At 42.6% G+C, this 12,286-nt stretch carries 11 protein-coding genes; 1 reads left to right on the top strand and 10 read right to left on the bottom strand.

All coding sequences use genetic code 11. The features are described from left to right. Window positions 1-3: 3 nt before the first annotated feature. From secD to L5B76_RS10290, 9 genes are all read right to left on the bottom strand, one after another. Window positions 4-1,854, bottom strand: coding sequence for a protein translocase subunit SecD (gene secD, locus L5B76_RS10330; RefSeq protein WP_265755353.1), 1,851 nt, complete (start codon window positions 1,852-1,854; stop codon window positions 4-6). Window positions 1,855-1,888: 34 nt separating this feature from the next. Further along, window positions 1,889-2,188, bottom strand: coding sequence for a preprotein translocase subunit YajC (gene yajC / locus L5B76_RS10325; RefSeq protein WP_103852637.1), 300 nt, complete (start codon window positions 2,186-2,188; stop codon window positions 1,889-1,891). A gap of 202 nt (window positions 2,189-2,390) precedes the next feature. Beyond that, window positions 2,391-2,903 (bottom strand): hemerythrin domain-containing protein, encoded by a 513-nt coding sequence (locus L5B76_RS10320; RefSeq protein WP_265755352.1) that lies wholly within the window; start codon window positions 2,901-2,903, stop codon window positions 2,391-2,393. Beyond that, window positions 2,896-4,098, bottom strand: a complete 1,203-nt coding sequence (gene tgt, locus L5B76_RS10315; RefSeq protein ID WP_265755559.1) for a tRNA guanosine(34) transglycosylase Tgt — start codon at window positions 4,096-4,098, stop codon at window positions 2,896-2,898. The genes L5B76_RS10320 and tgt overlap by 8 nt, the downstream gene beginning before the upstream one ends. Window positions 4,099-4,157: 59 nt before the next feature. Then, on the bottom strand, window positions 4,158-5,249 hold the full coding sequence (gene queA / locus L5B76_RS10310; RefSeq protein WP_265755351.1) for a tRNA preQ1(34) S-adenosylmethionine ribosyltransferase-isomerase QueA: 1,092 nt from the start codon (window positions 5,247-5,249) through the stop codon (window positions 4,158-4,160). Between the two features lie 171 nt (window positions 5,250-5,420). Further along, window positions 5,421-6,761: an argininosuccinate synthase gene (gene argG / locus L5B76_RS10305; protein WP_115249357.1), complete on the bottom strand. Its 1,341-nt coding sequence runs from the start codon at window positions 6,759-6,761 to the stop codon at window positions 5,421-5,423. Between the two features lie 91 nt (window positions 6,762-6,852). Beyond that, window positions 6,853-7,692, bottom strand: a complete 840-nt coding sequence (locus L5B76_RS10300; RefSeq protein ID WP_265755350.1) for an SDR family oxidoreductase — start codon at window positions 7,690-7,692, stop codon at window positions 6,853-6,855. Window positions 7,693-7,930: 238 nt separating this feature from the next. Further along, a complete protein-coding gene (locus tag L5B76_RS10295) occupies window positions 7,931-9,211 on the bottom strand; it encodes an HlyC/CorC family transporter (RefSeq protein ID WP_265755349.1) in 1,281 nt (426 codons plus the stop codon). Between the two features lie 42 nt (window positions 9,212-9,253). Continuing rightward, on the bottom strand, window positions 9,254-10,063 hold the full coding sequence (locus tag L5B76_RS10290; RefSeq protein ID WP_265755348.1) for a cytochrome C assembly family protein: 810 nt from the start codon (window positions 10,061-10,063) through the stop codon (window positions 9,254-9,256). Window positions 10,064-10,233: 170 nt separating this feature from the next. Here L5B76_RS10290 and ffh point away from each other — a divergent pair, with 170 nt between their 5' ends. After that, window positions 10,234-11,619, top strand: coding sequence for a signal recognition particle protein (gene ffh / locus L5B76_RS10285; protein WP_194751593.1), 1,386 nt, complete (start codon window positions 10,234-10,236; stop codon window positions 11,617-11,619). Window positions 11,620-11,680: 61 nt separating this feature from the next. On the opposite strand, the gene lpcA is transcribed toward ffh, so the two are convergent. Next, complete coding sequence (gene lpcA / locus L5B76_RS10280; RefSeq protein ID WP_115249353.1) at window positions 11,681-12,265, bottom strand: D-sedoheptulose 7-phosphate isomerase; 585 nt, start codon at window positions 12,263-12,265, stop codon at window positions 11,681-11,683. Between the last annotated feature and the right edge of the window lie 21 nt (window positions 12,266-12,286).

The following is a 12,286-nucleotide window of genomic DNA, read 5'->3' as shown; positions in this document are numbered from 1 at the left end:
ACCTTAAATAGATAATTTCTCAACGCGTTTGCCGCCGTAAAGTAAATTTACCAGCATTCGAGTTCCTGTAATCGCAGTAAACATTGAGATCGCAACCCCTAATGAAAGGGTGATCGCAAAGCCTTTAATTGGCCCTGTTCCCACCGCATAAAGCACGATAGAAGTTAAAATTGTGGTTAAGTTAGCATCAAAAATACTGCTAAATGCCCCGCTATAGCCTTCATTAATGGCTTGTTGAATGGTGCGTCCGTTACGAATTTCTTCTTTAATCCGCTCAAAAATCAACACGTTCGCGTCCACAGACATTCCCACCGAAAGAATAATCCCCGCAATCCCCGGCATTGTGAGTGTTGCTCCCGGAATTAATGACATTAAACCAACGAGCAAAACCATATTGGCAAGCAGTGCCATACTTGCAAATAAGCCGAACACTTTATAGTAAATCAGCATAAAGACCACGGTAATGGCTAAGCCCCAAAGCCCTGCTTGCAAGCCTTGTTCCACATTTTGCGCACCGAGTGATGGCCCAACCGTACGTTCTTCCACAATTTGGATTGGCGCGGTTAATGCCCCAGAACGTAATAACACGGAAAGATTAAGCGCTTCATTTGGGCTATCAATCCCGGTGATTTGGAATTGGCTACCAAAACGCCCTTGAATGGTTGCAATATTGATCACTTCTTCGTGTTTAGCGAGAACGGTTTTGCCATTTTCATCTTTTTTGCCACTGTCTTTATATTCAACATATAAAGTTGCCATTGGCTTTTTCAGATTCATTTTAGTGGTTTGCGACATCATATCGCCGCCTTCGCTATCCAAGGTTACACTTACTTGTGGCGTACCTGAATTTTGATCAACCCCTGATGACGCATTGACAATATGTTCCCCCCCTAATACGGCACGTTTGTACAGCACCACAGGGCGGCCATTACGATCAAATTTCACTTCAGAGTCTGAAGGCACCATTCCACGCATTGCCGCATCAACATTGGCGTTTTGATTCACTAAACGAAACTCAAGCGTGGCTGTTGCGCCTAAAATTTCTTTTGCGCGGGCAGTATCTTGAACACCAGGTAATTCCACCACAATACGCTCTGCGCCTTGGCGTTGAATCACAGGTTCAGAAACGCCTAATTCTTCCACACGGCGGCGTAAAATACTCAAGTTTTGCTCAATGGCGTGATCGCGCGCTTCATTTAACGCAGCATCAGATAAGGTTAAAGAAAGCGTGTTATTAGAAATTTCACGAATATCTAAATTGGGGTGCGCTTGACGCAATAAGCGCTGAACAGCTGAAAGCTGATCAGGATTTTTTAGGGTAACCACAGTGCTATGATTTTCCCCTGCGCGAATATTGGTATATTGATATTTCGCTTTACGCAATTCGCCTAATAAACCGTCTTGCAACTGCTCTTGACGTTTCGCCAGCGCGGTATTCATATCCACTTCCATTAAAAAGCGTACACCACCACGCAAGTCCAAGCCCCATTTCATTGGTGAACCACCAATATCAGAAAGCCATTTTGGCGTAGCAGGCGCAAGGTTAAGCGCCACCGAATAGCCATTGCCTAATTTTTCGCTAATTTTATCTTTGGCAAGCAGCTGATCATCAGTGTTATTAAAACGAGCAAGAATTGAACCGTTTTCTAATTTAATGGATTTGGTAGTGAGATGATTTTCGTTAAGAAGCGTTTGCACATTGCTAAGCGTTGTTGTGTTGGCTTCTTGACCACGAGTTCCTGAAATTTGAACGGCAGGATCTTCACCGTAAAGATTTGGGAGAGAATATAAAACACCAATGGCGACCACAAGGGTCACCATTATATTCTTCCATAAAGGGTAACGATTTAACATAACTTTCCAGTTCCCTTGCGGAAATAGTTAATAATTAAAGGCTTTTTAATGAACCTTTTGGTAACACAGAAACAATGAAATCACGTTTAATGGTAATTTCTGTGCTGTCATTTAAGGCAAGAACAACGTAATCGCTCTCTGCCCCAATTTTGGTGATTTTACCAATAATACCACCTGAAGTAAGAACTTCCGTGCCTTTCGCTAACTCAGCCATTAATTGCTTATGCGCTTTATTGCGTTTTGCTTGTGGACGATAAATCATAAAATAGAAAATCAATCCGAACAGAACAAAAATAAATAACATTGACATTGGGCTACCTTGTTGAGCTTCCATCTTTAATCCTTTTTGTTAGTTAATGAAAATGTAGGACGTTAAAATAGCACAAAAACCCTTTATTGACAAAGCGCTTTTGCAAAAGTGCGGTGATTTATGTCAAGGTTTTTGCAACAAAAATTTGAGCAAAAAGCACCGCACTTTCTCTTTCTTAGAAAGAGATAAAACCTGCCAAAATGCAGGTTTTATTTTATGCGTTAATTTAATTTTTTCGGCGCGCTGCCATTACTTTTCCCATAGCACTTAATTCTTCTTGTGGAATATGGATTTTGCCAAGTTCAAATAAAGGTTCTTCAATGGCAATATGGCTGTCATAACCAGCAATAAATTGTGCAATAAGCGGTGTGGGAATTTGTGTAATTTCGCCTTTTAGCAAGGCTTTCAACTGCACCGACAAAGCCGCCCAATTTTGATGCAAGGTTTCGTGTTGGCTTTCTAAGCGTTCCACATCAGCTTTGGCTTGAGGGCAGTATTTTAGCAACGCAGGGAAAAAATCCTTTTCTTCATCATCGTGGTGCAATGGTGCGGCAATATTAAAATAATTCAAAATTTGCTGCACATCTTTTTGCACCGCTTGAATATTGCCGTTTTTTTCCAAATAGCTAGGCAAAATATTCAGCTGACGGCAGAACATTTTCACTTTGCCGTGGCAGGCGTAAAGCATTTCAATCGGCTCATTCCAGCTGGCAAATTGTTGCGGTTGAAGATTAAGCATTTTGTTCACCTTGTGGATTATCAGCTTGGGGATTAGCAGCTTGTGCGTTTTGTTGCACTTCACTTTGCAATGGCGGAACAGGCTTGCCAATGCGCGCATAGAAATCTTGCACAAATTGTTCAAAGGTATCGTTCTCAATGGCTTCACGAATTTGAGCCATTAAGCGTTGATAATAACGTAAATTGTGAATGGTGTTTAATCTTGCGCCTAAAATTTCACCGCACTTATCTAAATGATAAAGGTAGGCTTTGGTGTAATTTTTACAGGTGTAACAATCACATTCTGGATCAAGCGGACTGGTGTCATCACGGTATTTTGCATTACGAATTTTCACAATACCGTCTGTGACGAATAAATGTCCGTTGCGTGCGTTACGCGTTGGCATTACGCAATCGAACATATCAATCCCACGACGCACGCCTTCCACCAAATCTTCAGGCTTTCCTACGCCCATTAAATAACGTGGTTTATCCGCTGGCAGTTGTGGGCAAACATATTCTAAAATGCGGTGCATATCTTCTTTTGGCTCACCTACGGCTAGCCCCCCTACGGCATAGCCGTCAAAGCCGATATTCACCAAGCCCTCAAGGGAAACTTTACGCAATTCTTCATAAACGCCCCCTTGCACAATGCCAAACAAAGCATTTTTATTGCCCAGTTCATCAAAACGATCACGGCTACGTTTTGCCCAACGGAGCGACATTTCCATTGATTTTTTCGCATAATCAAAGGTGGCAGGATAAGGCGTACATTCATCAAAGATCATCACGATATCAGAACCCAGATCATATTGAATTTCCATTGATTTTTCAGGGGAAAGGAAAATCCGTTCGCCATTAATTGGATTTTGGAATTTTACCCCTTCTTCGGTAATTTTGCGTAATTTACCTAGGCTGAACACTTGGAAGCCACCACTATCCGTTAAAATTGGGCGATGCCAGTTCATAAAATCGTGTAAATCGCCGTGTTTACGCATAATTTCTTGCCCTGGGCGTAACCAAAGGTGAAAGGTGTTGCCGAGTAAAATTTCCGCCCCCGTTTCACGCACTTCTTCTGGTGTCATTCCTTTTACCGTGCCGTAAGTGCCGACTGGCATAAAGGCAGGGGTTTGCACTTCAAATTCCCCTTGTGGGCGTTGGAAAGTCATTGTGCCACGGCGTGCCGTGCCATCGGTTTTATGAAGTTTAAATTTCATTGTCATTATGTTTCCTTTTCGAATAAACAGTTCGAGGGTTAATTAATAGGCATTAGCGATTAATCTAAGCCCGTTACATTAGAATTTTTCGTAATAAACATTGCATCGCCATAACTGAAAAAACGGTAGCCATTTTGCACCGCACTTTCATAGGCTTGCATCGTGTGCTTGTATCCTGCAAAGGCAGAAACCAGCATAATCAGCGTGCTTTCTGGCAAATGGAAATTGGTGATTAAGGCGTCCACCACAAGGAATTTTTTGCCTGGGTAAAGGAAGATGGACGTATCGGAAAAATACGGCGCAAGTAGTTGCTCACTCTGATTTTCTTGGCTAAATAACGCCGCACTTTCAATGGAGCGCACTGAGGTTGTTCCCACTGCAATCACACGCTTGCCGTTGGCTTTGGTGCGCAAAATGGCGTCCACCGTTTCCTGTGGCACTTCCACATATTCTGCGTGCATTTTGTGATCTTCAATATTTTCTACCCGCACAGGCTGGAATGTACCCGCGCCAACGTGCAAAGTAACAAAGGCAAAATTCACGCCTTTTGCTTTCAGCTTTTCTAATAATTCATTATCAAAATGCAAGCCCGCGGTAGGGGCAGCCACGGCACCCGGCACTTTGTTATAGACTGTTTGATAGCGTTCTTTATCGGCATCTTCATCGGGGCGATCAATATAAGGTGGCAGTGGCATATGGCCGATTTGTTGCAGCACGTCTAAAAGTGCGGTGCTTTTTTCTGCCATTTCTAGCTCAAATAAGGTATCGTGGCGGGCTTTCATTATCATTTTAATGCCCTTGCCTTCGCCTAATTTGTCTTCGCCGAGAAACAGCTCCGCCCCTTCTTTCGGCGCTTTGGAAGAACGAATATGCGCGAGAAAACGATCTTCCGACAAAATTCGTTCCACCAACACTTCAATCTTACCGCCGCTGGCTTTGCGTCCGTACATTCTCGCGGGGATCACTCGGGTGTTATTAAAAATCAATAAATCCCCTTCGTTGATCAAATCCACCACATCGGCAAAAGTGCGGTGAAAAAGTTCACCATTTTCACCGTTAAGCTGTAATAAACGGCTGGCGCTGCGATCCGCTTTGGGATAGCGCGCGATCAACGCATCGGGTAAATCAAAATAAAAATCTGAAACACGCATAATTCTTTTTATTAAAATAAGGGTAAACAGGGATTAGTTGGCGTAGTCTATTGAGATTTTGTGGATTGTACAAGGAAAATCTAAAAGTGAAAAACGTTCCAAAAAAACAACCGCACTTTTAATGCCATCAAATGATGGCAAAAGTGCGGTCAAATTTTCACAAGATTTTAATTAATCTTTCTTATGGCTTAATTGCGGTAAGAAAGATTCTTTTGAAATGCTGAGTAACCCCGTTTGGGTGTAAATCCCTAATTTATCGCGAGTATCCACAATGTCTAAGTTACGCATTGTTAATTGACCGATACGATCTAATGGATCGAATGGCGCATTTTCAATTTTTTCCATACTCAAACGCTCTGGATGATAAGTGCTGTTCGCAGATGAGGTGTTTAAGATGGAATAATCGTTACCACGGCGTAACTCAAGGGTAACTTCCCCTGTGATCGCACGGGCAACCCAGCGTTGCGCGGTTTCACGCAACATTAACGCTTGCGGATCAAACCAACGGCCTTGATACAATAAGCGTCCTAAACGTAAGCCGTTAATACGGTATTGTTCAATGGTGTCTTCGTTGTGGATTGCGCTCAGTAAACGCTCGTAAGCAATGTGTAATAATGCCATTCCTGGCGCTTCATAAATTCCACGAGATTTCGCTTCGATAATGCGGTTTTCGATTTGATCCGACATTCCCAAGCCGTGGCGACCACCAATGCGGTTGGCTTCGAGGAAGAGTTCCACTAAATCGCTAAATGATTTGCCATTTAACGCCACTGGCACGCCCTCTTCAAAGCGTACGGTTACTTCTTCAGGTTTGATTTCTACGTCTTCACGCCAGAATGGCACGCCCATAATTGGGTTTACAATGCGAATGCCACGGCTTAATAATTCTAAATCTTTCGCTTCGTGCGTTGCGCCAAGCATATTGGAATCTGTTGAATAGGCTTTTTCTACCGACATTTTGTATTCAAAACCATTCGCGATTAAGAATTCAGACATTTCGTGGCGGCCGCCAAGCTCTTCAATAAAACGGTTATCTAACCAAGGTTTGTAAATTTTTAAATTTGGATTGGTTAATAAGCCATAGCGATAAAAACGTTCAATATCGTTACCTTTGAAGGTACTACCATCGCCCCAGATATTTACATCATCTTCTTTCATTGCAGAAACCAGCATTGTGCCAGTTACCGCGCGGCCTAATGGTGTGGTGTTAAAGTAGGTTGCGCCACCAGTAGAAATATGGAACGCACCACATTGGATTGCAGCAATCCCCTCGTGTGCAAGCTGGCTACGGCAGTCGATTAAACGTGCGTTTTCCGCACCGTATTCCATCGCTTTGCGTGGAATCGCATTGTAATCTTCTTCATCAGGCTGACCTAAATTTGCTGTATATGCGTAAGGAATTGCGCCATTTTGACGCATCCAAAGCAATGCTGCACTGGTATCTAATCCGCCTGAAAAGGCAATTCCAACTTTTTGCCCTACTGGAAGGCTTTGTAAAATCGTGTTTGACATAGTAATACCTTATGGTTTTATTTAAGTTATCGTTTGCGTGATTTTAAATCGGCTTATTATCAATGAAATTGCCTTTAAAGTCTATGCGATATTAAAGAGATTTTTCTTGCGTTGGGATCATCAAATCGGGATCGGGATATTGATAAACAAAATCCAGCTCTTGGCAAATTTTATTCCCTTCAATAATCCGCTTAGGATCATCAGAAGAACATACAAAGTGCGGTGCAATTAACCCCAGTTTTTCCGCCATTTGCCCGTAATATTGTGCTTTCAGTGGGTGATGGGGCGCAGAAAGATGATACAACCGCTGTCCGCTTGGCGTTTCAAGCAAAAGCTGAATGGCGCGTGCGCAATCATCAATATGCACCAAATTCACTGGCGTGTTGCCCTGCTGCACTGCTTGTTTATTTGCCAATGAATAGACAGGGTGACGATCTGCTCCAACCAGTCCAGCAAAGCGGATAATATCACAATCCACATTCGGTAATGCCGCCAACCATTGTTCAATTTCCAGCAAGCCCTGCCCGATGTCACTGTCTGGCTGTGGGATCTGCGTTTCATCAAAATGCCCATTTTGCATCGGAAAAACAGAGCTAGAGCTAATAAAAATAAAATGCTGAACGCCGTGATTTAAGGCTTCATTCACCAGATTTTCAATGCCCTGCACATAATCCTGCACATTGAAAAAATATTGACTTGGCGGAATGTTGATGACAAGGCTATCCACCGCCAACAGCGCGGATAAATCATCAGGATCAGCGTTAATTTCAGGCTCTAGCAACAAATGATAGGTTTCAAATCGCATTAAACGCATTTGCTCCACTTCATCATGCGTGCGTTTCGTGCCTTTCACCGTCCAGCCTAAATGTTTTAAATGGCGCGCAAGGGGTAACCCCAACCAACCTAATCCAACGATTGCAACCGATCGCATATTACCTCGATATTCTAATAAAACTGCATTGCATTCTAGCGGAAAATTTAACCTGAAACAAAGAAGAAAATCATTCCAGAAAGATAAAAAAAGTGCGGTGAAATTTTTTTAATTTTTCACCGCACTTTGTGAAATAAATTAGATAACGTTTAAAGATGAAAAGTAAATGAAAGACAAAAGAAAAAGACGAAAGGCAAGCCACCTTTCGTCTTTGCGATTTTATGATAGGAAAAACCGTTTATTCTGGCTGTTTTGTTGGTGAAATTTTTTCTACTTTTGCTTGTTTCACCATATTATCCGCCACTTCTAAAATGGTGATTTTTAAGCCGTTGATTTCACATTCCGTGCCTTCTTCGGGGATTTCTTCCAAATGCTCTAAAATCAATCCGTTGAAAGTGCGCGCTTCGTCTGTGTCTAAATGCCAGTCAAACAATTTGTTCAGATCACGAATATTGGCAGAGCCTTCAATGATCATTGAGCCGTCAGATTGCTGGGTAACTTCTTCATCAATGGACGGGGCGGTTGAGGTGGTAAACTCGCCCACGATTTCTTCCAAAATATCTTCCAAGGTGACCAAGCCTTTGATGTCGCCATATTCGTCCACCACCAAGCCAATACGCTCTTTTTTGTTGCGGAAATTCAATAATTGCGCATTAAGTGGCGTGCCTTCAGGGATAAAATAGGCTTCGTCCACCGCGCGGATCAAGGTTTCTTTGCTGAATTCATTTTTATCTAGCATTAAGCGATAGGCTTCGCGCACACGCAAAATGCCTAGCACATTTTCGTCCATACTCTCTTTGTACAGCACCACTTTACTGTGCGCTGAATGGTTGAGCTGACGCATAATGGCTTTCCAATCATCGTCAATGTCAATCCCGCCAATGTCGTTGCGTGGCACCATAATGTCGTCCACGGTAACTTTTTCTAAATCTAAAATAGAAAGCAACATTTCTTGGTGAGCGGAAGGAATGAAATGCCCCGATTGATTCACAATGGCGCGTAATTCTTCTGTGCTTAGAGAACTGGTTTTTTGCTCGTTTTTCACGCGGAATAATTTCATCAAGCCACGAATAATCAGGTTCATTAAGAACACAATGGGGCTAAAAATTTTCAGCAATGGGGTGAGAATATGGCTTGATAAAAACGCTACCTTTTCAGGATAAAGTGCGGCAATGGTTTTCGGGAAAATTTCCGCAAAGATCAACATTGCGAAGGTTAATGCTCCTGTGGCAATCGCCACGCCCATATCGCCATATAAACGCATACCAATAATGGTGGCGATGGCAGAGGCGGAAATATTCACAAGGTTATTACAGATAAGAATCAGGCTAAGTAAAATATCTGTTTTTTTCAAAAGTTTTTCTGCTTTTTTCGCCCCTTTATGCCCTTTTTCGGCTAAAAAGCGCATACGATAGCGGTTGGCGGAAAGCAAGCCTGTTTCTGAACTGGAAAAATAGGCGGATAAAATAAGTAAAATAATTAAAGTGATAAATAACGTACTAAGGGGAATACTATCCAAAATCAAGTCCTTTTATAAAACCATCGTTCTTGGGCGGCAAAATTAAAGCCCTAGCCCAAACGCAACTCGGCTGCCAAAATAGGCAATCGAAAGCAAAATCATACCTGAAATGCTATAAATAATCACCTTTTTTCCACGCCAATGCCATTTCCAATGCCCGATTAACGCAACACCTAGCACCAACCACGCAAGGAAAGAAAAGATGGCTTTTTGTACATTTTGCACGCCGAAGAAATCAGGCAAATAAATCGCACCAGAAATTAGCGTTAAGGTCAGCAACACTTCGCCACTTAGCATTAAGCGGAAAAAATGGCGTTCCACGGTCATTAATGGCGGAATAATTGGCGATAACGCCAGTTTTTTGCTTTTTAGATTACGGTCAATCCACCACAACTGCACAGCATATAAAGTAGCAATAAAACAGACAGCATAAGCCAACAGCGCCAAGCCGATATGCAGGAATAAGCCCACATTGTGGATCAAATGCTGCACGATAGAAAAAGGTAAAAATGTTTGTAAAATCAAATTGATAATGGCGAGGCAATAGACAATCGGTAACAAAAACCATAGCGTATTCACCCGAAAACCAATGGCAAAAGTTGCTAAAGCTGCCACGATTACACTTAGCAAGGAACTGATGTCCATTAAGGTGAAAGTTTGCTCATTCGCCCAATGGGAAAACAACGGTGCAAGGCTGATGCCGTGGGTAATAATCGCCAAAAGTGCGGTGCAAAAAAACAATATTTTATTCGGTTTTTTGGTTTGTTCGCCCGAATGGGCTTTCAACAACATCGGGGTAATGAGAAGAATGCTAATTAAATATAAAAAAATTGAAACAACGGCAAACCACATTTTTATTCACCTTATTTATTCGCTTTAATGCCAAATTAAGAACTATTCTTATTCTAGCCTTGCCGCACTAAAATCGCTATAAATTTCTTTCAAATGATGAAAATCTGTGGGATTTCAGTATAATTGGCACAATTTATTTCATTTCATTCCACTCAAATTTAGGAAAAACGATGTTTGAAAACCTTTCTGATCGGCTCTCGAAAACCCTGCGTAACATAACAGGGAAAGGGCGTTTAACCGAAGATAATATTAAAGATACCCTGCGCGAAGTGCGTATGGCATTGCTTGAAGCAGACGTTGCGCTGCCTGTGGTGCGTGAATTTATCAATAAAGTGAAAGAACGTGCTATCGGCGAAGAAGTGAATCGTAGCTTAACGCCGGGGCAAGAATTTCTCAAAATAGTGCAATCCGAGCTTGAAAAAGCGATGGGTGAAGCAAATGAAAGCCTAAATCTTGCCACTCAGCCGCCAGCGGTGATCCTAATGGCGGGTTTGCAAGGGGCGGGTAAAACCACCAGTGTGGGGAAATTAGCCAAGTTCTTGCGTGAACGTCAGAAGAAAAAAGTGATGGTGGTGTCGGCGGACGTGTATCGCCCTGCGGCGATCAAACAGCTTGAAACCCTCGCGCAAGCCGTTGGAGTGGATTTTTTCCCGTCTAACAGTCAGCAAAATCCAGTAGAGATTGTGCAAGCCGCCCTAGCAGAGGCTAAGCTCAAATTCTATGATGTGTTGATTGTGGATACTGCTGGTCGCCTGCACGTTGATGGCGAAATGATGGAAGAAATCCAAAAAATTCACACCGCACTTAATCCTGTGGAAACTCTTTTCACCGTGGACGCAATGACGGGTCAAGACGCCGCCAACACTGCAAAAGCCTTTAATGAAGCGCTACCACTCACTGGGGTGATTCTGACCAAAGTGGACGGTGATGCACGCGGCGGTGCGGCACTTTCCATTCGCCAAATCACCGGCAAACCGATTAAATTCCTAGGGGTTGGGGAAAAAACTGACGCCCTTGAGCCTTTCCACCCTGATCGTGTGGCTTCACGCATTTTAGGAATGGGAGACGTGCTTTCGCTCATCGAAGATCTACAACGTTCTGTGGATCAAGAAAAAGCGGAAAAAATGGCGAAAAAATTCCAAAAAGGCGATGACTTCACCTTGGAAGATTTCCGCGATCAGCTCATTGAAATGAAAAAAATGGGCGGAATGATGACAATGCTTGAAAAATTACCGGGTGCGAAAAATCTGCCTGATCACATTAAAAATCAAGTTGATGACAAAATGTTCATCAAAATGGAAGCTATTATCAATTCAATGACCCTAAAAGAGCGCGCCAAACCTGAGATCATCAAAGGTTCACGCCGCCGCCGCATTGCTTTAGGCTCAGGCACACAGGTGCAAGACGTGAATAAATTGCTCAAGCAATTTGACGAAATGCAGCGTATGATGAAAAAAATGCGCAAAGGCGGTATGGCAAAAATGATGCGTGGAATGAAAGGAATGATGGGCGGAATGGGCGGCCTAGGTGGTCTTGGCAATATGTTCAAACGCTAATCGATACAAATGATAAAAATATAGCCCCGCAAAATAAAGTGCGGGGCTTTTTTTGTGTTTTTTATTCTGCTTTCGCCATTTCAAATTCGATCAACATCATTAAAATATGGATTACTTTGATGTGGATTTCTTGAATGCGATCGGCATAACGGAAATGTGGAACGCGAATTTCTACATCGGCAAGCCCTGCCATTTGACCACCGTCTTTGCCTGTCATTGCAATTACTTTCATTCCTTTGTCTTTCGCCGCTTTAATCGCATTGAGAATATTTTTTGAGTTGCCCGAGGTGGATAATCCAAATAGCACATCGCCTTTTTGCCCTACTGCTTCAATATAGCGAGAGAACACATAATCATAGCCAAAATCATTACTCACGCAGCTTAAATGGCTGACATCAGAAATAGCAATGGCTGGGTAGCCGGGGCGATTTTCGCGATAGCGCCCAGTGAGTTCTTCAGCAAAGTGCATCGCATCACAATGGGAACCGCCATTACCACACGAAAGCACTTTTCCGCCTTGTTTAAAGCTATCCGCAATTAACAACGCAGCTTGTTGAATTAATTCGATATTTTTTTCATCATTGACGAATTTATTAAGCACGTCCTGCGCTTCGTTCAGCTCGGCTTTAATTTGATCTAAGTACATTTTGTTCTCCTTTTGAGATAA

The sequence above is a fragment of the Avibacterium sp. 21-594 genome (assembly GCF_026226815.1).
GTDB lineage: Bacteria > Pseudomonadota > Gammaproteobacteria > Enterobacterales > Pasteurellaceae > Avibacterium > Avibacterium avium.
Note: the sequence above shows the minus strand (reverse complement) of the source record. Positions and strands in the feature narration are given on the sequence as shown.

Coding starts and splice junctions, on each gene's coding strand:
- lpcA (WP_115249353.1), bottom strand. CDS start 12,265: ATGTACTTAGATCAAATTAAAGCCGAGCTGAACGAAGCGCAGGACGTG.
- ffh (WP_194751593.1), top strand. CDS start 10,234: ATGTTTGAAAACCTTTCTGATCGGCTCTCGAAAACCCTGCGTAACATA.
- tgt (WP_265755559.1), bottom strand. CDS start 4,098: ATGAAATTTAAACTTCATAAAACCGATGGCACGGCACGCCGTGGCACA.
- secD (WP_265755353.1), bottom strand. CDS start 1,854: ATGTTAAATCGTTACCCTTTATGGAAGAATATAATGGTGACCCTTGTG.
- L5B76_RS10300 (WP_265755350.1), bottom strand. CDS start 7,692: ATGCGATCGGTTGCAATCGTTGGATTAGGTTGGTTGGGGTTACCCCTT.
- L5B76_RS10320 (WP_265755352.1), bottom strand. CDS start 2,903: ATGCTTAATCTTCAACCGCAACAATTTGCCAGCTGGAATGAGCCGATT.
- queA (WP_265755351.1), bottom strand. CDS start 5,249: ATGCGTGTTTCAGATTTTTATTTTGATTTACCCGATGCGTTGATCGCG.
- argG (WP_115249357.1), bottom strand. CDS start 6,761: ATGTCAAACACGATTTTACAAAGCCTTCCAGTAGGGCAAAAAGTTGGA.
- yajC (WP_103852637.1), bottom strand. CDS start 2,188: ATGGAAGCTCAACAAGGTAGCCCAATGTCAATGTTATTTATTTTTGTT.
- L5B76_RS10290 (WP_265755348.1), bottom strand. CDS start 10,063: ATGTGGTTTGCCGTTGTTTCAATTTTTTTATATTTAATTAGCATTCTT.